Origin of the sequence: Streptococcus sp. M334 (genome assembly GCF_000187745.1) — a bacterium.
GTDB lineage: Bacteria > Bacillota > Bacilli > Lactobacillales > Streptococcaceae > Streptococcus.
On sequence record NZ_GL732487.1, the window covers coordinates 189,544 to 210,835 of the forward strand.

The 21,292-nt window shown below is 41.0% G+C and carries 35 protein-coding genes and 1 pseudogene; all 36 read right to left on the minus strand.

Going from position 1 to position 21,292, the window contains the following annotated elements; translation table 11 throughout:
- Nucleotides 1-204: 204 nt before the first annotated feature.
- The 36 genes and pseudogenes from HMPREF0851_RS09565 to nrdD all read right to left on the minus strand — a co-directional run bounded on the left by HMPREF0851_RS09565 (nt 205) and on the right by nrdD (nt 21,186).
- Complete coding sequence (locus HMPREF0851_RS09565) at nt 205-1,542, minus strand: PFL family protein (RefSeq protein WP_000354901.1); 1,338 nt, start codon at nt 1,540-1,542, stop codon at nt 205-207.
- A gap of 9 nt (nt 1,543-1,551) precedes the next feature.
- Entirely contained in the window at nt 1,552-1,818 is a 267-nt protein-coding gene (locus HMPREF0851_RS09570; protein WP_000644121.1) for an ACT domain-containing protein, read from the minus strand.
- Nucleotides 1,819-2,082: 264 nt separating this feature from the next.
- The gene (gene rplQ / locus HMPREF0851_RS09575; RefSeq protein ID WP_000331493.1) at nt 2,083-2,469 is read right to left on the minus strand and encodes a 50S ribosomal protein L17; all 387 of its coding nucleotides are present in this window, start codon (nt 2,467-2,469) and stop codon (nt 2,083-2,085) included.
- A gap of 11 nt (nt 2,470-2,480) precedes the next feature.
- Nucleotides 2,481-3,416, minus strand: coding sequence for a DNA-directed RNA polymerase subunit alpha (locus HMPREF0851_RS09580; protein WP_000568987.1), 936 nt, complete (start codon nt 3,414-3,416; stop codon nt 2,481-2,483).
- A 42-nt stretch (nt 3,417-3,458) separates the two neighbouring features.
- Nucleotides 3,459-3,842: a 30S ribosomal protein S11 gene (gene rpsK / locus HMPREF0851_RS09585; RefSeq protein WP_001118385.1), complete on the minus strand. Its 384-nt coding sequence runs from the start codon at nt 3,840-3,842 to the stop codon at nt 3,459-3,461.
- Between the two features lie 17 nt (nt 3,843-3,859).
- The gene (rpsM, locus tag HMPREF0851_RS09590; RefSeq protein WP_000090781.1) at nt 3,860-4,225 is read right to left on the minus strand and encodes a 30S ribosomal protein S13; all 366 of its coding nucleotides are present in this window, start codon (nt 4,223-4,225) and stop codon (nt 3,860-3,862) included.
- 17 nt (nt 4,226-4,242) lie between these two features.
- Nucleotides 4,243-4,359: a 50S ribosomal protein L36 gene (rpmJ, locus tag HMPREF0851_RS09595; protein WP_001808836.1), complete on the minus strand. Its 117-nt coding sequence runs from the start codon at nt 4,357-4,359 to the stop codon at nt 4,243-4,245.
- Nucleotides 4,360-4,383: 24 nt separating this feature from the next.
- The gene (gene infA / locus HMPREF0851_RS09600; protein ID WP_001029883.1) at nt 4,384-4,602 is read right to left on the minus strand and encodes a translation initiation factor IF-1; all 219 of its coding nucleotides are present in this window, start codon (nt 4,600-4,602) and stop codon (nt 4,384-4,386) included.
- A 116-nt stretch (nt 4,603-4,718) separates the two neighbouring features.
- Entirely contained in the window at nt 4,719-5,357 is a 639-nt protein-coding gene (locus HMPREF0851_RS09605; RefSeq protein WP_001050427.1) for an adenylate kinase, read from the minus strand.
- 150 nt (nt 5,358-5,507) lie between these two features.
- Nucleotides 5,508-6,819 (minus strand): annotated as a pseudogene (gene secY, locus HMPREF0851_RS09610) (preprotein translocase subunit SecY).
- A 12-nt stretch (nt 6,820-6,831) separates the two neighbouring features.
- Nucleotides 6,832-7,272, minus strand: coding sequence for a 50S ribosomal protein L15 (gene rplO / locus HMPREF0851_RS09615; RefSeq protein ID WP_000766077.1), 441 nt, complete (start codon nt 7,270-7,272; stop codon nt 6,832-6,834).
- A 144-nt stretch (nt 7,273-7,416) separates the two neighbouring features.
- Nucleotides 7,417-7,599 (minus strand): 50S ribosomal protein L30, encoded by a 183-nt coding sequence (gene rpmD, locus HMPREF0851_RS09620; protein ID WP_000057241.1) that lies wholly within the window; start codon nt 7,597-7,599, stop codon nt 7,417-7,419.
- A 13-nt stretch (nt 7,600-7,612) separates the two neighbouring features.
- Nucleotides 7,613-8,107 (minus strand): 30S ribosomal protein S5, encoded by a 495-nt coding sequence (gene rpsE / locus HMPREF0851_RS09625; RefSeq protein ID WP_000874202.1) that lies wholly within the window; start codon nt 8,105-8,107, stop codon nt 7,613-7,615.
- Between the two features lie 17 nt (nt 8,108-8,124).
- Entirely contained in the window at nt 8,125-8,481 is a 357-nt protein-coding gene (gene rplR / locus HMPREF0851_RS09630) for a 50S ribosomal protein L18 (protein WP_000624044.1), read from the minus strand.
- A gap of 83 nt (nt 8,482-8,564) precedes the next feature.
- Complete coding sequence (rplF, locus tag HMPREF0851_RS09635; protein ID WP_000086640.1) at nt 8,565-9,101, minus strand: 50S ribosomal protein L6; 537 nt, start codon at nt 9,099-9,101, stop codon at nt 8,565-8,567.
- A 224-nt stretch (nt 9,102-9,325) separates the two neighbouring features.
- On the minus strand, nt 9,326-9,724 hold the full coding sequence (gene rpsH / locus HMPREF0851_RS09640; protein ID WP_000245504.1) for a 30S ribosomal protein S8: 399 nt from the start codon (nt 9,722-9,724) through the stop codon (nt 9,326-9,328).
- 284 nt (nt 9,725-10,008) lie between these two features.
- A complete protein-coding gene (locus HMPREF0851_RS09645) occupies nt 10,009-10,194 on the minus strand; it encodes a type Z 30S ribosomal protein S14 (RefSeq protein WP_001085697.1) in 186 nt (61 codons plus the stop codon).
- Nucleotides 10,195-10,211: 17 nt separating this feature from the next.
- On the minus strand, nt 10,212-10,754 hold the full coding sequence (rplE, locus tag HMPREF0851_RS09650; RefSeq protein ID WP_000013542.1) for a 50S ribosomal protein L5: 543 nt from the start codon (nt 10,752-10,754) through the stop codon (nt 10,212-10,214).
- Nucleotides 10,755-10,777: 23 nt separating this feature from the next.
- Nucleotides 10,778-11,083 carry a 50S ribosomal protein L24 gene (gene rplX / locus HMPREF0851_RS09655; protein ID WP_000497691.1) on the minus strand — a complete coding sequence of 102 codons (306 nt, stop codon included), beginning with the start codon at nt 11,081-11,083 and terminating at the stop codon, nt 10,778-10,780.
- Nucleotides 11,084-11,160: 77 nt separating this feature from the next.
- Nucleotides 11,161-11,529, minus strand: coding sequence for a 50S ribosomal protein L14 (gene rplN / locus HMPREF0851_RS09660; RefSeq protein ID WP_000616545.1), 369 nt, complete (start codon nt 11,527-11,529; stop codon nt 11,161-11,163).
- 25 nt (nt 11,530-11,554) lie between these two features.
- Complete coding sequence (gene rpsQ / locus HMPREF0851_RS09665) at nt 11,555-11,815, minus strand: 30S ribosomal protein S17 (RefSeq protein WP_000440801.1); 261 nt, start codon at nt 11,813-11,815, stop codon at nt 11,555-11,557.
- Nucleotides 11,816-11,839: 24 nt separating this feature from the next.
- A complete protein-coding gene (gene rpmC, locus HMPREF0851_RS09670) occupies nt 11,840-12,046 on the minus strand; it encodes a 50S ribosomal protein L29 (protein ID WP_000772918.1) in 207 nt (68 codons plus the stop codon).
- A gap of 9 nt (nt 12,047-12,055) precedes the next feature.
- The gene (gene rplP / locus HMPREF0851_RS09675; RefSeq protein WP_000960946.1) at nt 12,056-12,469 is read right to left on the minus strand and encodes a 50S ribosomal protein L16; all 414 of its coding nucleotides are present in this window, start codon (nt 12,467-12,469) and stop codon (nt 12,056-12,058) included.
- A gap of 3 nt (nt 12,470-12,472) precedes the next feature.
- Nucleotides 12,473-13,126: a 30S ribosomal protein S3 gene (gene rpsC, locus HMPREF0851_RS09680; protein ID WP_000529936.1), complete on the minus strand. Its 654-nt coding sequence runs from the start codon at nt 13,124-13,126 to the stop codon at nt 12,473-12,475.
- Nucleotides 13,127-13,138: 12 nt separating this feature from the next.
- Complete coding sequence (gene rplV / locus HMPREF0851_RS09685) at nt 13,139-13,483, minus strand: 50S ribosomal protein L22 (RefSeq protein ID WP_000818137.1); 345 nt, start codon at nt 13,481-13,483, stop codon at nt 13,139-13,141.
- Nucleotides 13,484-13,494: 11 nt separating this feature from the next.
- Nucleotides 13,495-13,776 carry a 30S ribosomal protein S19 gene (gene rpsS / locus HMPREF0851_RS09690; protein ID WP_000533766.1) on the minus strand — a complete coding sequence of 94 codons (282 nt, stop codon included), beginning with the start codon at nt 13,774-13,776 and terminating at the stop codon, nt 13,495-13,497.
- A gap of 103 nt (nt 13,777-13,879) precedes the next feature.
- The gene (gene rplB / locus HMPREF0851_RS09695) at nt 13,880-14,713 is read right to left on the minus strand and encodes a 50S ribosomal protein L2 (protein WP_000512911.1); all 834 of its coding nucleotides are present in this window, start codon (nt 14,711-14,713) and stop codon (nt 13,880-13,882) included.
- Between the two features lie 17 nt (nt 14,714-14,730).
- Entirely contained in the window at nt 14,731-15,027 is a 297-nt protein-coding gene (locus HMPREF0851_RS09700) for a 50S ribosomal protein L23 (protein ID WP_001055347.1), read from the minus strand.
- The gene (gene rplD / locus HMPREF0851_RS09705; protein WP_000024537.1) at nt 15,027-15,650 is read right to left on the minus strand and encodes a 50S ribosomal protein L4; all 624 of its coding nucleotides are present in this window, start codon (nt 15,648-15,650) and stop codon (nt 15,027-15,029) included. The genes HMPREF0851_RS09700 and rplD overlap by 1 nt, the downstream gene beginning before the upstream one ends.
- A gap of 24 nt (nt 15,651-15,674) precedes the next feature.
- A complete protein-coding gene (gene rplC, locus HMPREF0851_RS09710; protein ID WP_000160197.1) occupies nt 15,675-16,301 on the minus strand; it encodes a 50S ribosomal protein L3 in 627 nt (208 codons plus the stop codon).
- A 217-nt stretch (nt 16,302-16,518) separates the two neighbouring features.
- Complete coding sequence (gene rpsJ / locus HMPREF0851_RS09715; RefSeq protein WP_001284513.1) at nt 16,519-16,827, minus strand: 30S ribosomal protein S10; 309 nt, start codon at nt 16,825-16,827, stop codon at nt 16,519-16,521.
- 252 nt (nt 16,828-17,079) lie between these two features.
- Nucleotides 17,080-17,697 (minus strand): uridine kinase, encoded by a 618-nt coding sequence (locus HMPREF0851_RS09720; protein WP_000823041.1) that lies wholly within the window; start codon nt 17,695-17,697, stop codon nt 17,080-17,082.
- Nucleotides 17,694-18,284, minus strand: a complete 591-nt coding sequence (gene nrdG, locus HMPREF0851_RS09725) for an anaerobic ribonucleoside-triphosphate reductase activating protein (RefSeq protein WP_001064221.1) — start codon at nt 18,282-18,284, stop codon at nt 17,694-17,696. Before nrdG ends, HMPREF0851_RS09720 begins: the two co-directional genes overlap by 4 nt.
- On the minus strand, nt 18,277-18,783 hold the full coding sequence (locus HMPREF0851_RS09730) for a GNAT family N-acetyltransferase (RefSeq protein ID WP_000603389.1): 507 nt from the start codon (nt 18,781-18,783) through the stop codon (nt 18,277-18,279). Before HMPREF0851_RS09730 ends, nrdG begins: the two co-directional genes overlap by 8 nt.
- Nucleotides 18,784-18,826: 43 nt before the next feature.
- The gene (locus tag HMPREF0851_RS0104000; RefSeq protein WP_000521632.1) at nt 18,827-18,967 is read right to left on the minus strand and encodes a hypothetical protein; all 141 of its coding nucleotides are present in this window, start codon (nt 18,965-18,967) and stop codon (nt 18,827-18,829) included.
- 11 nt (nt 18,968-18,978) lie between these two features.
- On the minus strand, nt 18,979-21,186 hold the full coding sequence (gene nrdD / locus HMPREF0851_RS09735) for an anaerobic ribonucleoside-triphosphate reductase (protein WP_000560892.1): 2,208 nt from the start codon (nt 21,184-21,186) through the stop codon (nt 18,979-18,981).
- Between the last annotated feature and the right edge of the window lie 106 nt (nt 21,187-21,292).

The window sequence follows — 21,292 nt, forward strand, 5'->3', positions numbered from 1 at the left end:
AAACAAAAGCCACCCATACAGGCGACTTTTGCAGGAGATTATTATGAAAAAGTTTAGGAGTTCTATTAAATAAAGATATTAGATGAAAATCAAATTCAAACTAAATCAGAGTTATCTGTTTCAAATAATATTAGGAGGTCTTTATTTAATGATTATAGTATACACATCCAACCTTAAATAGAACTTAAAATTTCTCTTATTTTCTTAATTTTTAAAACTATGAATTGGTGCTGGGATCTGTCCTCCACGAGAGATGAAATCAACAGATGAAGCTCCATTGACCTTCATAACAGGTGCAGTACCTAATAGGCCACCAAATTCAATCATATCGCCCTCTTTTCCTTTTGGAATGATACGAACAGCTGTTGTTTTCATGTTAATAACACCAATTGCAGCCTCATCTGCAATCATGGCCGCAATGGTTTCAGCTGGTGTATCCTCTGGAATGGCAATCATATCCAAACCAACAGAACAGATAGCCGTCATGGCTTCTAGTTTTTCCAAATTAAGAGAGCCATTTTGCACTGCAGCAATCATTCCCTCATCCTCAGAAACAGGGATAAAGGCACCAGACAAACCACCAACTTGGTTGCAGGCCATAACTCCGCCCTTCTTAACTTGGTCGTTCAAGAGAGCCAAGGCAGCCGTCGTTCCATGCGTACCAACTGTCTCTAGTCCCATTTCTTCTAGGACACGTGCTACAGAATCTCCAACCGCAGGAGTTGGCGCCAAACTCAAGTCCACAATACCAAACTCCACACCCAGTCTTTCACTAGCCATCTGACCAACCAATTGACCGATACGAGTGATTTTAAAGGCAGTCTTCTTGACCGTTTCGGCTACTACGTCAAAGCTCTGTCCACGAACTTTTTCCAAGGCACGTTTCACCACACCAGGACCGGAAACTCCGACATTGATGATAACATCTGCTTCCCCAACACCATGGAAGGCACCCGCCATAAATGGATTATCCTCAACAGCATTAGCGAATACAACCAACTTAGCTGCTCCCATATCTGATAGATTAGCCGTTTCCTTGATAACACGTCCCATATCTGCCACAGCCGTCATATTAATACCAGACTTGGTTGAGCCGATATTGACTGACGAGCAGACCTTGTCCGTTTCAGCCAAAGCACGAGGAATAGAATTGATGAGAATCTCATCTCCCTTTTGGTACCCCTTTTGTACCAAGGCAGAGAACCCACCTATAAAGTCCACACCGATTTCTTTCGCAGCCTTATCAAGCGCTTTTGCCAGAACCACGTAGTCTGTCGCATCTGTCGCTGCTCCAATCAGAGAAATAGGAGTCACCGATACACGCTTATTAACGATAGGAATTCCCAACTCAGCTGCAATTTCATCACCAACAGCTACTAGATTTGCTGCCTTGGTCGTAATCTTTTGATAAATTTTCTCCGCAGCACGATTGATATCTGGATCGATACAGTCCAAAAGGGAAATCCCCATGGTAATGGTTCTAATATCAAAGTTTTGCTCCTCAATCATGGCGATGGTTTCAGTAACTTGTCTAATATCCATGATAACCTCCTAGATATTATACATAGCTTCGAAAATCGCTGCACTCTGAATATTGATTTTTACATTCAAAGTTTGCCCAAAAGCTTCAAATTCATTACGAAGACGTGTAAAATCTTGCTTTTCATCACTAGAGACGACAGCCATCATCGTGAAATATTCATCCAAAACAGTTTGAGAGATATCGTCAATATTCAAACCCAATTCTGCAATTTTACCAGAAACACCTGCAACAATTCCAGATTTATCTTTACCAACAACAGTTATAATCGCTTTCATAAGCAAACTCCAATTCTTCTTTTAATAGGAAACCTGAACATTAAACAGGATTCTTTTCAAATAGTATAGCATAATTCTAACGAAAATACTCAAAAACGCCTGCTTACGAAGTTGTTCTTAGGAAAAAAACAATTTCGTAAACAAGCGTCTACTATCCCAACTTATGATGAGTGTTCCCGCTAGGACCGAGATCCTAGCGGTAGACCAGAGCTAGACTAAGAGCACAAGACTCCATCATCATAACACTCAACAAAATTGATGATTTTATACTAATTCAATGATCGCCATTGGCGCTGCATCACCACGACGTGGTTCAGTTTTAAGGATACGAGTGTATCCACCGTTACGTTCAGCATAACGAGGTGCGATTTCTGAGAACAATTTTTGAAGTGCTGTAGTAGAAGTGTACTTATCAGTTGCTTCATCATAGTTTTCAGATGCGATTTCATTACGTACGAAAGCAGCTGCTTGACGACGTGCATGCAAATCACCACGTTTACCTAGAGTAATCATTTTTTCAACAGTTTTACGAATTTCTTTAGCACGAGCTTCAGTTGTCACGATTGATTCGTTGATCAAAAGGTCAGTTGTCAAATCGCGAAGCATTGCTTTACGTTGTGAGCTAGTGCGTCCTAGTTTACGGTAAGCCATTTATTCCTCCTTTATTTATCTTTTAATCCAAGACCCAAATCAATAAGTTTGAATTTCACTTCTTCCAAACTCTTGCGTCCAAGATTTCGTACTTTCATCATCTCTGCTTCAGATTTTTCTGTCAAGTCATGCACAGTATTGATACCGGCACGTTTCAAACAGTTGTATGAACGCACAGACAAGTCCAGTTCCTCAATCGTACGATCCAAGATACGGTCGTCAGATTCAGTATCAGCTTCTTTCATCACTTCAGTTGACTTAGCAATCTCAGTAAGATTTGTAAACAAATCAAGATGTTCTGTCAAAATACGTGCTGAAAGCCCTAAAGCATCTTCTGGAATAATTGTTCCATTTGTCAAGATTTCAAGGGTTAATTTGTCAAAACCATCATTGCTACCTACACGAGCAGGCTCCACTTGATAGTTGACTTTTGTAACTGGTGTATAAATAGAATCTACAGCAAGTGTTCCAACTGGTGCATTATCCTTTTTATTTTCATCAGCAGGTACATATCCACGACCACTGTTAACAGTCATCGTCGCTTTTAGAGAAGAACCTTCACCGATTGTAAAGAGATAATGATCTGGATTTACAATTTCAATATCGCTATCTGTCAAAATGTCACCAGCTGTTACTTCAGCAGGACCTTCAACATCTAGTTCGATGATTTTTTCGTCTTCAACGTACGATTTCACTGCAATTCCTTTAATGTTCAGAATGATTTGCATCACGTCTTCACGAACACCTGGAACTGTGTCAAACTCATGTAACACACCATCAATATTGATAGATGTCACAGCTGCTCCTGGTAGAGAAGCTAGAAGTACACGACGAAGAGAGTTACCAAGAGTTGTACCGTAGCCACGTTCAAGTGGTTCGATTACAAACTTGCCATAATCTTTATTTTCATCAATTTTTGTTATATTTGGTTTTTCAAACTCGATCATTTAGTTACTCCCTCTTAAACGAAAAGCAGTGTAATGCGATGATTATACACGGCGACGTTTTGGAGGACGAGCACCATTGTGTGGCACTGGAGTCACATCACGAATTGCTGTTACTTCAAGACCAGCGGCAGCAAGCGCACGAATAGCTGACTCACGACCAGAACCTGGACCTTTTACAGTAACTTCAACTGATTTAAGACCGTGTTCTTGTGCAGATTTAGCAGCAGCTTCAGAAGCCATTTGAGCAGCGAATGGTGTAGATTTACGAGAACCTTTGAAACCAAGAGCACCAGCTGATGACCAAGCAATTGCATTACCATGCACATCAGTAATCATAACAATAGTGTTATTAAATGTAGCGTGAATATGAGCAATACCAGATTCGATATTCTTTTTCACACGACGTTTACGTGTTGGTTTAGCCAAGACTTTTACCTCCTATATTATTTTTTCTTACCAGCGATCGCAACAGCTTTACCTTTACGAGTGCGAGCGTTGTTTTTAGTGTTTTGTCCACGGACAGGAAGTCCACGACGGTGACGGATACCACGGTATGAACCGATTTCCATCAAACGTTTGATGTTCAAGTTTACTTCACGACGAAGGTCACCTTCAACTTTGATTGCATCCACTTCACGACGGATAGCATCTTCTTGATCTGATGTAAGATCACGTACACGAACATCTTCTGAGATTCCAGCAGCAGCCAAAATTTTCTTAGATGTTGCAAGTCCGATACCATAAACATAAGTCAATGAGATTACTACGCGTTTGTCATTTGGAATGTCAACTCCAGCAATACGAGCCATGTTTTCTCCTTTCTATCTTATCCTTGACGTTGTTTGTGTTTTGGATTTGCTGGGCAAATTACCATAACACGACCATTACGACGAATAACTTTACAGTATTCGCAAATTGGTTTGACCGATGGTCTTACTTTCATTTCTTATCCCTCCAAGTTTTTCGATTATTTAAAGCGGTAAGTGATACGTCCACGTGTCAAGTCATATGGACTCATTTCGACAGTAACACGATCTCCCGCTAAAATACGAATATAGTTTTTACGAATTTTACCAGAAACTGTTGCTAAAATCTGATGTCCATTTTCAAGTTCAACCGTAAACATTGCATTCGGCATTGTATCAACTACTTTGCCTTCAACTTCAATCACATCGTCTTTTGCCACGCAAAAGCACCTCCATAAATTTCGATTCGATGCCTCTAGACACAGAGACAACAATTATAAGTCAGACTATCTCAGTATAACATTTGTAGCGAATTTTTGCAAGTATGAAAAACGCTTTATTTCAAATTTGTCAATACTTTTTCGATATCTGAGAAGACATCATTGATATCTTGATTACCTTCGATGTCATGAACCAAACCTTTGGCACGGTAGTGAGCAATGATTGGTTCTCCTTGAGCAATATTCACATCCAAACGACGCTTCACTGTCTCAGGTTTATCATCTTCACGTTGGTAGTAATCTTCTTCTTTATAGTTAACTGGTGGGTTAAAGACCTTGTGGAAAGTTTCTCCAGTTACGCGGTGGATGATACGGCCACTCAAACGTTCCAAGAGGCTGTCTGGATTTACTTCAATGTTGATAACACCTTCTAGTTCAATGCCAAGTTCAGCCAATGTTTTGTCCAAGGCATGAGCTTGTTCGATTGTACGTGGGTAACCATCCAACAAGAATCCTGTTTCTTTAATATCATCTTGTGAAAGACGTTCTTTTACGATTCCATTTGTAACTTCGTCAGGAACCAATTCACCCTTGTCAATGTATGACTTAGCAAGAATACCCATTTCAGTTTGATTTGCCATAGCAGCTCGGAACATATCACCTGTTGAGATATGTGCAACATGGAATTGTTCTACGATTTTTGCTGCTTGAGTTCCCTTACCTGCACCAGGTAAGCCCATAATCAAAAGATTCATGATTTGATCTCCTTATTTTATTTTTAAATAGAAGCAAAAAGTCTTTTCACCCCTATTTAAAAACAAAATAGAAGAGGGGAGACCAAACTCTCACAAATATCAGAGTTTAAACCTCCACTCCCTCAGCATTTACTGATTATGTAAATACTTTTATTCTGTTCTGTCCATGAAACCAACATACTTACGTTTCAATAGGTAACCTTCCAATTGCTTAATTCCTTCGATACCTGTAGAGATAATAATCAAAAGACTGGTTCCTCCAAAAGCAACTGCTTCTGAAAGTCCGAAAACATCTTTTGCTACAATCGGTAAAATAGAAATTACACCAAGGAAGAGAGAACCAACCGTTGCAAGACGACGAAGAAGTTTAGACATATATTCTTCTGTACCTTTACCAGGACGAACTCCGTGGATATAGGCACCGCTCTTTTGTAGGTTTTCTGCCGCTTTTTCAGGATTAATCTGTACAAACGTATAGAAGAATGTAAAGAGAATAATCAACAAAGCATACATGGCAATACCAGTTGGTGAAGTTGTTGCCAACATTTCTTGTGCCGTTCTTACCCAAGCCCAATCATGACCTGTAGCGCTTAAAAACTGTAGAATAGCTGCTGGCGCCGCAGTAATCGAACTTGCAAAGATAACAGGGATAACTCCAGCAGGGTTTACCTTCAATGGAAGGTAAGAGCTAGATGGAGCACCTTGTGCAACCTTAGTATATTGGATTGGAATTTTGTATTCTGCTTGTTGAACATAAGTTGTAAAGTAAATGATCAACAATACAGTAATAATCAAAATGATTACGAAAATGATAGATGAGTTAATACGGCTACTTGGGACGTTCACAAAGTAGTCCACATAGATGCCCTGAATCATCTCTGGAATTGAGGCAACAATCCCGGCGAAGATAATCATAGAAACACCATTTCCGTATCCCTTATCTGTAATTTGCTCTCCCAACCAAGTAACAATCATGCTACCAGCTGTTAAGATGATACCAATCATGATAAAGACTTGTGGTGTAAGAGCTGTTTTCAACAATTGAGCTCCAGCCAAAGTATTAAAACCAGCTGTAATCCCGATAGATTGCACAAAGGCTAAAACAAGAGCAATATAACGAGTAGCTTGATTCAATTTTCTTCGACCTACTTCCCCTTGTTTACCCCACTCTACAAACTTGGGTAAAATATCCATTTGCAAGAGTTGGACAACGATAGAGGCCGTAATGTAGGGGCTAACACCAAGAGCAAAAACTGAGAAGTTTTTCATGGCATTCCCTGACACCAAGCTCAACATGTTTAAGAAGGATAATCCACTTAAAGCATTCAAGCTATTAGCATTCACACCAGGAACTGTAATGCTAGTTCCGATACGAAAGACCAAAACGACAAAAAATTGTAAATAAAATTTTTGATCGAACCTGCTTGACTTTAAGAGCTTCTCTTAATAATTTAAAAAACATAGGTCACCTCTCTTAGATGACTTCTACTGAACCACCTTTAGCAGTGATAGCTTCTTCAGCTGATTTAGAGAATTTAGCTGCTTTCACAGTCAATTTCTTAGTCAACTCACCGTTACCAAGAATTTTAATACCTGATTTTTCAGCTTTAACAATTCCTGCTTCGATAAGAACAACTGGAGTTACTTCAGCACCATCTTCAAAGACGTTCAATTGGTCAAGGTTCACAATTGCGTATTCTTTAGCGTTGATGTTAGTGAATCCACGTTTTGGAAGACGACGGAACAATGGAGTTTGTCCACCTTCAAAACCAAGGCGAACTCCGCCACCGCTACGAGCTTTTTGACCTTTTTGACCACGACCAGATGTTTTACCGTTACCTGATGAAGTACCACGACCAACGCGGTTACGTAGTTTACGAGAACCTTCTGCAGGTTTCAATTCATGAAGTTTCATTTTTATTTTCTCCTCTTTTGTAAAATGCTAGCGCCGATAAGGGAGAAAAGGTTGTCTCCCCCATCAACTCGCCTATACAACGTCATCATAGATGACTATATCTAGTTTTAGGGGATGGTATACTCCACATCCCCTAAAAATTCATTAGTTTACTTCTTCAACTGTTACCAAGTGAGATACTGCAGTGATCATACCACGGATAGCAGCGTTATCTTCTTTAATAACAGAGCTGTTCAATTTGCCAAGTCCAAGTGCTACAACAGTTTTACGTTGTGATGGAATGCGTCCGATTGGAGACTTAGTCAAAGTAATTTTAATTTGAGCCATTTTATCCCCTTTCTTATGCTAAATCAGAAACTGAAATACCACGAAGTGCAGCAACTTCTTCAGCGCGTTTCAATTGTTTCAAACCTTCAACAGTTGCACGAACAATGTTGATTGGAGTGTTAGAACCAAGTGATTTAGATGTAATATCTGCCACACCTGCCAATTCCACAACGGCACGAACTGCACCACCAGCGGCAACTCCAGAACCTTCTACAGCAGGTTTCAACAATACTTTAGCTCCACCGAATTCTGAAAGTACTTCGTGTGGGATTGTTGTTCCAACCATAGGAACTTCGATCAAGTTTTTCTTAGCATCGTCTACTGCTTTACGGATTGCTTCTGGAACTTCTTGAGCTTTACCAGTACCAAATCCTACGCGACCGTTGTGGTCACCAACAACAACAAGAGCTGCGAAACGAAGACGACGTCCACCTTTAACAACTTTTGTAACACGGTTGACAGCAACTACGCGTTCTTCTAATTCAACTGCATTGTCTTTAAATGCCATTTTCTAGTGTCCTCCTATTAGAATTTCAATCCGTTTTCACGAGCTGCATCAGCCAAAGCTTTCACACGTCCGTGATATAGATATCCACCGCGGTCGAACACCACTTCTGAAATACCTTTAGCGTTTGCACGTTCTGCAACGAGTTTACCGACAGCAACGGCTTGTTCAGTTTTAGTTCCTTTTGAAACTTCTTTGTCAAGAGTTGAAGCACTTGCGAGCGTTACACCCGCTACGTCATCAATCACTTGAGCGTAGATGCCTGTATTAGAACGGAATACGTTCAAACGTGGGCGATCAGCAGTTCCAGAGAGTTTTCCGCGAACGCGACGGTGGCGTTTTTGGCGGAGTTTGTTTTTATCTGGTTTTGAAATCACAGTTTTCACCTCTTTAGTTTTAAATCGTGTGCTATGCACAAAGTTGGAAAATAGGTTGGTGGTTGAGACTCAACCACTCAACATTATTTACCTGTTTTACCTTCTTTACGGCGAACGAATTCACCAACGTAACGGATACCTTTACCTTTATATGGTTCTGGTGAACGAAGGCTACGTACGTAAGCAGCTGTTTGACCAACTACTTCTTTTGAAATTCCGCTAACAACGATTGTTGTTGGGTTTGGAAGTTCAAAAGTAATTCCTTCTGGAGCTTCAACTTCGTCTGGATGAGATTTACCAACAGCCAAAACAAGTTTAGATCCTTGAAGTTGTGCACGGTAACCAACCCCGCGCATTTCAAGTTCTTTCTTGAATCCTTCTGATACACCAACAACCATGTTGTTCAAAAGGGCACGAGTAGTTCCGTGGATAGTTTTCATTTCTTTTGAATCGTTTGGACGGTGAAGAGTTACTTCAGTACCTTCCACACGGATTTCAATATCTTTTGAGAACTCACGAGTAAGTTCTCCTTTAGGTCCTTTTACAGTTACAACGTTGTCATTGTTAGTGAGTTCAACACCAGCAGGCAACACGATAACTTTATTACCAATACGTGACATGTTTATTTTCTCCTGTTAAATTGTCAGGCCAGAACGGCCAGTTTTCACGGGGTAAGATACTTATTTAGTTCAAGAGCTGAACTGAACACGCTCTAACGAGCTTTGTATCTTGATTTGAGTTCGAGCTAAGAATTTGGTGAAAAAGATAAGTTTGTCTTGGAGCATCGCTCCTACTACAAACTTCCTATTTTCACTACATTCTTTTAACGCTCTCACATCATCAATTACCAAACGTAAGCGATAACCTCACCACCAACATTCTTTTGGCGTGCTTCTTTATCAGTAAGCAAACCTTCAGAAGTTGAAAGGATAGCAATTCCAAGTCCGTTAAGAACTTTTGGAAGGTCTTCACGTTTTTTGTAGACACGAAGTCCTGGTTTAGAAACACGTTTCAAGTTAGTGATAACTTTTTCACCGTTTGGTCCGTATTTAAGGAATACACGGATGATGCCTTGTTTGTCATCTTCGATGATTTCAACGTTTTTTACAAAACCTTCGCGTTTAAGGATTTCAGCAATCCCTTTTTTGATGTTTGATGCAGGTACTTCAAGTACTTCGTGTTTTGCTTGGTTAGCGTTACGAATACGAGTTAGGAAGTCTGCGATTGGGTCAGTCATAACCATTTTGTTTTTCTCCTCTTACTAGTAGTTTGCAAGTTGCACTTGCTAGTTAATACATGATACAAAGAGCGTAACAGCACGAGCAAAAATAGGCAATTTGATGCAGGAGCGATGCTCCAAAGAAAATTGGTCTTTTTTGCCAAAGCTGTAGCTCGTGTTCAAATTGGCAAGCCCAACTGAACCCGGGCTAAACTCTGTGTGAAAAAGATAAACTTTTCTAGAAACTTCAGTTTCTTCGTCAAGTTTCCTATTTTCACTTGGAGTTTTGACGCCCTTGATAACTTAAATTACCAAGATGCTTTTGTTACACCAGGGATTTGTCCTTTGTAAGCTAATTCACGGAAGCAAACACGGCAAAGTTTAAATTTGCGGTAAACTGAATGTGGACGACCACATTTTTCACAACGAGTATAAGCTTGAGTAGAGAACTTCGCTGGACGTTTGTTCTTAGCAATCATTGATTTTTTAGCCATTAGATTTACCTCCTATATTATTTTGCAAAAGGCATTCCAAGGCCTGTAAGCAATGCACGTGACTCTTCGTCAGTGTTAGCAGTTGTTACGATAACGATGTCAAGACCACGAGTTTTGTCAACGTCATCAAAGTTGATTTCTGGGAAGATCAATTGTTCTTTCACACCAAGTGTGTAGTTTCCGCGTCCGTCAAATGATTTTGTTGGAACACCGTGGAAGTCACGTACACGTGGAAGTGAAACTGAAACCAATTTATCCAAGAATTCGTACATACGTTCACCACGAAGGGTAACTTTTGCACCGATCGCAACACCTTCACGAAGACGGAAGCCGGCGATTGATTTTTTAGCTTTAGTGATAAGTGGTTTTTGACCTGAGATAAGTGCCAATTCTTCAGCAGCTTTTTCAAGGCTTTTAGCGTTTGATACAGCTTCACCAACACCCATGTTCAAAACGATCTTATCTACTTTAGGCACAGCCATCACTGATGAGTAGTTGAATTGTTCTGTCAAAGCAGGAACTACTTCATTAAGATATTTTTCTTTTAAACGATTTGCCATTATACTTCTCCTTTCCTTCGTGATTAATCAAGCACTTCGCCTGATTTTTTGTTGTAGCGAACTTTTTTACCGTCTACAAATTTGTAACCAACACGACCAGCTACACCATTTTTGTCCAAAACTTGAACGTTTGATACGTGGATAGCTGCTTCTTTCTCGATGATACCACCTTGAGGAAGCTCGTTAGTTGGACGTTGGTGTTTCTTAACGATGTTAACACCTTCAACGATAACTTTGTTTACTTTTGGAAGGGCAGTAAGGACAACAGCTTCTGTTCCCTTATCTTTACCAGCGATTACGCGAACTTTGTCGCCTTTTTTTACAAACATTAGGTTTCTCCTTGATTTTTCTTACGCCCATAAGGGCACCCTAGCTTGAAGCTAGGGGACTAGTTTGTTTCTAAAAATTAAAGTACTTCTGGAGCAAGTGACACGATCTTCATGAATCCACCTTCACGCAATTCACGTGCAACTGGGCCAAAGATACGTGTTCCGCGAGGAGTTTTGTCTTCACGGATGATAACTGCTGCGTTTTCGTCAAATTTGATGTATGAACCATCAGCACGACGAGCACCTGATTTAGTACGAACGATAACTGCTTTTACAACGTCACCTTTTTTAACCGCACCACCAGGAGTAGCTTGTTTTACAGATGCCACGATAACATCACCGATGTTTGCAAATTTACGTCCTGAACCACCAAGAACTTTGATAGTCAAGATTTCGCGAGCACCGCTGTTGTCTGCGACTTTCAAACGAGTTTCTGTTTGAATCATTTCAGTTTTCTCCTTTCAGGTTTGATTAGATGATGACCGCTTCTTCAACAACTTCTACAAGACGGAAACGTTTTGTAGCTGAAAGCGGACGAGTTTCCATGATACGTACGATATCGCCTTCTTTGGCAACATTGTTTTCATCATGAGCTTTGTATTTTTTAGAGTAGTTAATACGTTTACCATAGACTGGGTGGTTACGTTTTGTTTCAACTACAACTGTGATTGTCTTGTCCATTTTGTCAGATACAACACGTCCAACAAGAACTTTACGATTATTGCGTTCCATTGAAATTTCTCCTTCCCTAGTCTATTATTTCGCTTCAGATTGAACTGTTTTGATACGAGCGATTTGTTTTTTAACTTCTTTCAAGCGAGCTGTTTGTTCCAATTGACCAGTAGCAGCTTGGAAACGAAGTTCAAACAATTCTTTTTTCAATTCGTTTTCGCGCTTCGCGAGTTCTTCTTGAGAAAGACCACGAAGTTCTTTAACAAATTCTTTTACTTCATTAAGTTTCATGCCTTCTCCTTATTCTGCTTCACGTTTTACGAATTTACATTTAACTGGCAATTTGTGGCTAGCAAGACGAAGCGCTTCGCGAGCGATTTCTTCAGATACACCAGCGATTTCGAACATCACTTTACCACGTTTAACTGGTGCTACCCAACCTTCAGGTGCCCCTTTACCAGATCCCATACGCACACCGATAGCTTTAGCAGTGTATGATTTGTGTGGGAAGATTTTAATCCAAACTTTACCACCACGTTTCATGTAACGAGTCATGGCGATACGAGCAGCTTCGATTTGGCGGTTAGTGATCCAGTGGCTAGTTGTAGCTTGAAGACCGTATTCACCGAATGCTACTTCTTTTCCACCTTTTGCTTCACCGCGCATTTTTCCACGGAATTCACGACGGTGTTTAACACGTTTAGGTACTAACATTGGTTATTTACCTCCTTTAGTGTTTTTGCGAGCTGGAAGAACTTCACCACGGTAGATCCATACTTTAACACCAAGTTTACCGTATGTAGTATCTGCTTCTTCCCAAGCGTAATCGATATCTGCACGAAGTGTGTGAAGTGGAACAGTTCCTTCAGAGTATCCTTCAGCACGGGCGATATCTGCTCCGTTCAAACGACCTGATACTTGAGTTTTGATTCCTTTAGCTCCAGCACGCATTGCACGTTGGATTGCTTGTTTTTGTGCACGACGGAAAGCAACACGTTGCTCCAATTGACGAGCAATTCCTTCACCTACAAGGTGAGCATCCAAATCAGGTTGTTTGATTTCGATGATGTTGATGTGTACTTGTTTTCCAGTCAATTTGTTAAGTTTTGCACGGAGTGCATCAACATTAGCACCACCTTTACCGATAACCATACCTGGTTTAGCAGTGTGAAGTGAAACGTTAACTTTGTTTACTGCGCGTTCGATTTCGATAGTTGAAACTGCTGCGTCAGCAAGTTCTTTTTGAACGAATTTACGGATTGCAAGATCTTCATGAAGGTAATCCGCGTATTCTTTTTCAGCATACCATTTGGCATCCCAATCACGGATGATGCCGACACGCATACCAATTGGATGTACTTTTTGACCCACGATTTTACCTCCTTATTTTTCTGCAACAGCTACAGTGATGTGAGCTGTACGTTTGTTGATTGGTGAAGCTGAACCTTTCGCACGTGGACGGAAACGTTTCATAGTTGGTCCTTCGTTTGCGAATGCTTCAGATACTACCAAGTTAGCTTTATCCAAACCAAAGTTGTTTTCAGCGTTAGCTACAGCTGAGTTCAAAACTTTCAAGATGATTTCAGCAGCTTTGTTTGGAGTGAATGTCAAGATTGCGATTGCATCGGCTACGCTTTTACCACGGATGTTATCAAGAACAAGACGTGATTTACGAGGTGAAACACGTACTGTACGAGCCATTGCTTTAGCTGAAGTAATTTCTGCCATTTATGTTCTCCTTATTTTCTACGTGTTTTCTTGTCGTCTGCAGCGTGACCTTTGTAAGTACGAGTTGGTGCAAATTCACCAAGTTTGTGACCTACCATGTCTTCTTGGATGTAAACAGGTACGTGTTTACGTCCGTCATAAACTGCGATAGTGTAACCAATGAAACTTGGGAAGATCGTTGAACGACGTGACCAAGTTTTAATAACTTTTTTCTTTTCGTCGTTAGCTTGAGCTTCAACTTTTTTCATCAAATGCTCATCGACGAAAGGTCCTTTTTTAAGACTGCGTCCCATTTTTATATTTTCTCCTTTAAATGTTGTACCACAGCGGCTTGCGCTCACATGGAGCGCTACCGAGCTGGCGGATTTACTAGTTGCTTAAGCGACTAGTTTAATATTATTTCTCGTTGCGACGACGAACGATAAGTTTGTCAGATTTCGCTTTCTTGTTACGAGTTTTAAGACCAAGAGCAGGTTTGCCCCATGGAGTAGATGGTGCTTTACGACCAACTGGTGCTTTACCTTCACCACCACCGTGTGGGTGATCGTTAGGGTTCATTACAGAACCACGAACTGTTGGGCGGATACCTTTCCAACGGCTACGTCCTGCTTTACCAAGATTTACAAGTCCATGTTGTTCGTTTCCGACAACACCAACTGTAGCACGGCAAGTTCCAAGAATCATACGAACTTCACCTGACTGAAGACGAACAAGAACGTATTTACCTTCAGAACCCAATACTTGAGCAGATGCTCCAGCAGCACGTACCAATTCACCACCACGACCTGGTTTCAACTCGATGTTGTGGATCAAAGTACCAACTGGGATGTTAGCAAGTGGAAGAGCGTTTCCGACTTTGATATCTGCTTCTGGACCTGAAACGATACGTTGACCTACTTCAAGACCTTTTGGAGCGATGATGTATGCTTTCACACCGTCAGTGTAGTGTACAAGAGCGATGTTTGCAGAACGGTTTGGATCGTACTCGATTGTTTTAACAACTGCTTCAACGTTGTCTTTGTTACGTTTGAAGTCAACCAAACGGTAGAAACGTTTGTGTCCACCACCTTGGTGACGAACTGTGATACGACCGTTGTTGTTACGACCAGCCTTGCTCTTCAATGCAACAAGCAATGATTTTTCAGGAGTGCTTGTTGTGATTTCAGCGAAATCCAAAGAAGTCATATTACGGCGACCGTTTGTTGTTGGTTTATAAACACGAATTCCCACGATATTTCCTCCTTAGATTATTCAGCTTCAGCAGCAAACAACTCGATTGCTTTAGAATCAGCTGTAAGTGTGATGATAGCTTTTTTAGTTTTGTTAGTAAAACCAGTGTAACGTCCAACACGTTTAGCTTTTGGTTTTACGTTGATTGTGTTAACATTGGCAACTTTAACACCTTCGAAAGCAGCTTCAACAGCTTGCTTGATCAAAAGTTTGTGTGCACGAGTGTCAACTTCAAATACATATTTCCCTGCTTCAAGTTGAGCCATTGAGCTTTCAGTGATGACAGGTTTTTTGATAACATCATACAAATTCATTATGCAAGAACCTCCTCGATTTTAGAGATAGCTGCTTGTGTGACAAGAAGTTTGTCGCTATTTGCGATGTCAAGAACACTTGCAGTTGTAGCAGTTGCAACTTTCACGTTTGGAAGGTTACGAGCTGAAAGAGCTGCGAATTCATTTCCTTCTTCAAGGATAACAAGAACTTTAGAATCGATGCTCAATGCTGCAAGAACTTTTGCAAATTCAGCAGTTTTTGGAGCTGTAAATGAAAGAGCGTCTACAGCTACGAATTTGTTTTCAGCAACTTTTTCAGAGTAAACTGATTTAAGAGCTAGGCGACGAACTTTTTGTGGAAGTTTGTAGCCGTATGAACGTGGAGTTGGTCCGAAGACAACACCACCACCACGCCATTGTGGTGAGCGGATAGAACCTTGACGAGCACGTCCAGTTCCTTTTTGACGCCATGGTTTGCGTCCACCACCTGATACTGCAGAGCGGTTTTTAACAGCGTGTGTTCCTTGACGAAGGCTTGCGCGTTGGCTGATGATCACATCAAACACAACTGATTCATTTGGTTCAATACCAAATACTGCATCGTTAAGAACAACTTGGCCAGCTTCTTTACCAGTTTGGTCAAATAATGTTACGTTTGCCATTGTGACTGATTTCCCCTTTCTTTATTATTTACCAGCTTTAACTGCTGATTTGATAGTGATAAGAGATTTCTTAGCACCTGGTACGTTACCTTTGATAAGGATAACGTTCTTTTCTGGAACAACTTGTACAACTTCAAGATTTTGAATTGTCACGCGGTCGCCACCCATACGCCCTGCAAGGTTTTTACCTTTGAATACACGGTTAGGTGCAACAGGTCCCATAGAACCTGGGCGACGGTGGTAACGAGAACCGTGAGCCATTGGTCCACGTGATTGTCCGTGGCGCTTGATAACACCTTGGAAACCTTTACCTTTAGAAGTACCAGTTACGTCAACAACGTCTCCAGCTGCGAATGTTTCAACTGTAATTTCAGCACCAACTTCCAAGCCTTCAACGTTTTTGAATTCACGAATGAAGCGCTTAGGAGCCGTGTTAGCTTTCGCTACATGTCCTTTAGCAGGTTTGTTGCTCAATACTTCGCGTTTGTCATCGAAACCAACTTGGATAGCGTTGTATCCGTCTGTTTCAACAGTTTTAACTTGAAGAACAACGTTTGGAGTTGCTTCAATAACTGTTACAGGGATCAATTCGCCAGCTTCAGTGAAGATTTGAGTCATTCCCACTTTTTTCCCTAAGATTCCTTTTGTCATGAGAAAATAGTTCCTTTTCTATATTTTTTATTCAAAAAGTTTTTAACGAGCGTTTTTTATGCTCAAGTCTAAGATACAAAGGGCGTCAAACTCAAAGTGAAAATAGGAAACTGATGCAGTGTCTAGCAGACACTAGGAAGTTTATCTTTTTTCACACCGAGTTTAGCCCGTGTTCAATTAGATTGAAACACTAGCCTCTGCTCTTTTATATTTTAGATTAAAGTTTGATTTCTACGTTTACACCACTTGGAAGATCCAATTTCATCAAAGCATCAACTGTTTTTTGAGTTGGGTTAACGATATCGATCAAACGTTTGTGTGTACGCATTTCAAATTGTTCGCGAGAGTCTTTGTATTTGTGGGTCGCACGAATGATTGTGTAGAGGCTACGTTCAGTTGGAAGTGGGATTGGACCCGCAACTTGTGCACCTGTACGAGTAGCTGATTCTACGATTTTTGCAGCCGCTGTGTCAAGCGTACGGTGTTCGTAAGCTTTCAAACGGATACGGATTTTTTTGTTTGCCATCTTTTTCTCCTTTTCGTCTATTTAAGATAATAGGCTAGCTCCACAAGAAAACCGACGCGGCGTTGCGTGGCAATGCAACCGAGCGTGTCGCAACCTCTTGCATCAAAGCTAAAGCTGTGATTTACAGCACCATAATAGAATAACACAAAGCCCCTGCGATTGCAAGGGATTTGTTGCTGTTTTTTCGTTTTTTACTATGAAACTGTTTTCCTATTTTTTCTTTCTAAAATTAGGGATTTTCTTCTATATAAGTTAAGTCCTCTTGACCTCAAATTTATCTTCTGATTGGTCCACTAAAATATCCGCCTTAGACTCAGCTTCTTTATAGTATTGCAGATACTGCTCCCGTCTCATCTGATGGCTAGTCAATATAAAGGATGCATCGCGATTTCTCACCGTCGTATCTCGAGCTAGGCGTCGCTTTAATTCGGTCTCTTCATCTGTGTAAAAACAGATGGTTTTGTCAAAGAGTTCCTTGGGTAAAAAGCCCACAGACATCCCTTCGACAATCAGAATTGGTTTGACTCCTGACAAGACCTCACTAGCCTTCCAAGGCTCTTCAATTGTCAAGACATCCATACCCGCCTGCAAGGCTAAGATATCTCTCTGTAAACTTGCCAATTCATGTGCCACCGGTAGACAAGCTGTCACCTTTTGCTCTGTCGCTTGCTTTGGCACTACCAGATGGCGTTCTGAGGTTATATAAGGATCTGTTTCTAGTAAATTTACTGTAGTAGAATCTAAAGCTTGGTACAATTCCTCTGCAAAGGTTGATTTACCTGAAGCTCCATGACCGTATATTCCCAGTGTCTTGACTTTTCCCTTTTCTATTTCTGAAACAAGCTGGTCTATTAAGTCTTTTCTCTTCATTCTCTCTTCACCTGTTCATAGCTTTCTTTTCCGTCATTGAGCTTGTCCCAAATCACTACTTGCCCACTTGTGAGGGATTTTTGCACATCGATGATTCGTTGGTTGGACGATCCTCGAAACTGGAGCATGAGATTTCTCTTAGTTCGATCGTATCTTCCATCGACAAGAATGTCAATCAGTGATAAAAGTTCCAATTTGTCTGGAGTCTCCAGCATCATTTCTTCCCAAGTGTAGCCCGTCCAGGACCAGATGTCTTTTTCTGGCAATTCCTTTCGAATCCGCTTAACGAGTGGCAAGAGAATACCCGTGTTTAGAAAAGGCTCCCCTCCCAGCAAAGTCAAACCTTGAACATAGGGTCGGGCAAGGTCTGTCACAATCTGTTCTTCTAACTCTGCTGTATAGGGAATGCCAGCATTGAAAGACCAAGTCGCAACATTATAGCAACCCTCGCAGTGAAACATACAGCCTGATACATAGAGAGAGTTACGCACGCCTTCTCCATCCACAAAGTTAAAGGCCTTGTAATCAATAATCCGACCTTGACTGAGTTCCTCGCTTTTCCATTCTTGTGGTTTTGGATTATTCATTCACTACCTCTATCCAATAACGCTCAACTCCAGCACGAACATCTTCAAGAATTCCTCCATTTGCTAGAATGACTGCTCTGCTAGCAGGATTATTCACGCTACAGGTCACAAGAGTTCTCTTGATGTTCTTTTCCTGAGCAACTTGCAAGCCCTGACGGAGAGTTTCTTTAGCATAACCTTTGCCTCTTTCAGAAGGACGGATGGAGTAGCCAATGTGGCCACCTTCTTCTAGTAGAAAGTTACTGAGGCGCAACCGGAGATTAAGAAATCCAACTGCTTGACCTTTCTCAGAAAAAGCCACTAACTGAATTGCAGGAACCCATCCTTCAGGCAGATTAATCCCCATTTCCTGATTCTGGTTACTTTCCAACCATTCCTCATAAGAAAAATTTTCTGTATCCCAGAAACCACCTTCGTGAGGCGACTGATATTTTTCAAACTCTGCCATCATCTCTAAAACTGTTTCTTTATCTGCCAATGTTGGTCTGCGTAGTATCATTTTTACCTCCAATTAAGAGAAAAGTGAGAGGCAACTCTCACTTTTATTTTTTCTTATTCTTATTTAAAAATTGTTCTCTGAGGTTGAGCAAGCGTTCTTTTTTGCTCACTCCACCTTTCGAATGCTTTTCATGATAACGGGTCACTTGTGCACGCCCCTTATCATCTAATTGATACTTTCCCATTTCAGTTCTTTCTAATTTGTTACTTGATGGCCAGCTATTTTAATCGTTGAGCCATTCATATGTTTGACACGCGCTGCGATTTCCTTGTGACGCCCATTGACCATAGGTCTCGCTTGAGGATTGCCTAAATAGCCACAAGTCCGTTTAACAACGTCTACTGTTTTAGGGTCGCTATTTCCACAGTTTGGACAAGCAAACCCTCTCTCACTTGGTTCAAAATCTCCTTCAAAATCACACTTGTAGCAACGGTCAATTGGTGTATTGGTCCCCAGATAACCCACACGGTCATAGGCATAATCCCAGACAGCTTCCAAGGCCTTTGGATTTTGCTGAAGGACTGGATACTCACAATAATGGATAAAACCACCTGACGCACCTGCTTCTGGATAGACTTTCTCAAAGTCCAATTTTTCAAACGGGGTTGGATTTTTACGAACATCATAGTGGAAAGAATTTGTGTAGTATTCCTTGTCTGTGATATCAGGAATAGAGCCAAACTTGTCTGTATCTAGTCGACAGAAACGATCTGTCAAACTTTCAGATGGTGTTGAGTAGATAGAGAAGTGGTAGCCATATTGGTCAGACCACTCTTCTACACGACGTTTCATATCGCGAATGATGTCTAGCGTGAATTCCTTAGCATCTGGATTACTTTCCCAGCTATTACCAAAGAAAACAGTCGCTACTTCATACAAACCGATATAGCCTAGTGAAACTGTCGCACGACGATTCTTAAAGAGCTGGTCAACACTTTCTTCTTTACCTAGACGATGGCCAAAAGCACCGTATTGATAGAGGATAGGAGCATTTGCTGGTGTAGCTTCCTTGGTCCGTTCGACACGATAAACCAAAGCATCTTCTGCGATATTCATACGCTCGTTGAAGATTTCCCAGAACTTGTTCATATCTCCTTCAGATTCAAGGGCGATACGAGGTATGTTAACCGTCACAACACCCAGATTCATACGGCCTGAATTGACCTCGACACCATTTTCATCCTTCCATCCTTGAAGGAACGAACGACAACCCATAGGCACCTTGAAGGAGCCTGTCAAATCAACAATCTTATCGTAAGATAAAACATCGGGATACATCCGCTTGGTTGCACACTCGAGAGCCAACTGCTTGATGTCGTAGTTGGGAGTTCCTTCCTCTAAATTGAGTCCTCTTTTTAGCGTAAAAATAAGTTTAGGAAAGATAGCCGTACGATGCTCCGAACCAAGCCCCTTGATGCGAATGTTTAAAATTGCCTTTTGAATTTCTCGTTCAAAACGATTGGTTCCTAGACCAAAACCTAGCGAAGTAAAAGGTGTTTGTCCATTTGAAGTGAAGAGAGTATTGATTTCATACTCGAGAGATTGCATGGCATCATAGATGTCTTTTTGTGCTTTCTTCCAAGCGTAATCTTCCCGTTTTTCAGGCAAAACCCATTCTTCCGCATCCTTGAGGTGTTTTTGGTAATTCTTCTCTGCATAAGGTGCCAAAACTTCATCGATACGATCAGCTGAACAGCCACCATACTGGCTAGAAGCAACGTTGGCGATGATTTGGGAAATCTGAGCTGTCGCAGTCTGGATAGACTTAGGACTCTCTACTTCTGCATTTCCAATCTTAAAACCATTTTCCAACATGCTTTTAAAATCAATCAAACAGCAGTTGGTCATAGGTGTATAGGGGCTGTAGTCCAAATCATGATAGTGGATATCCCCCTTTTGGTGGGCATTGGCTACGTGCTTAGGAAGCATTTGCAGTCCGATTGACTTTCCAACAATCCCTGCTGTCAAATCGCGCTGGGTGTTAAAGACATCACTGTCTTTGTTCGCATTTTCATTAACAACGGCCTGGTCTTTGTTGAGAAGTTTATGGATGCTAAAGTTGATATCTGTCGCTTTTGAGCGCTCAAAATCCCTCTGTGTCCGATAAGTGATATATTCCTCAGCTAGCGCATATTCTTTGGCTTCAAGCAGTTCATGTTCTACGATATTTTGAATTTCGTAAATCTTAACTCCCTTTGGAAAGCGACTATGAATTTCTGTGACAATTCGCTCGGTCAGAGCATTTAGGCGTTTTTCGACTAAGGGTGTCACATCCATAACCTTGTCTGCCGCCTTGTGGAGAGCCTTGTCAATCTTATCCACATCAAATACAACACGTCTCCCATCTCGTTTCTCGACGAAGAGAGTTGGCAAAATTGTAATTTTTTCTTCTAGTGCAATCATATGCATGCTCTTTTCTAAAATGTTCTTTCTAAAAAGTATTATACCACTCTAAAAATAAAAATCAATATCTTGTGTTAAAAATCCTAAATTTTTTAAAAATACACAA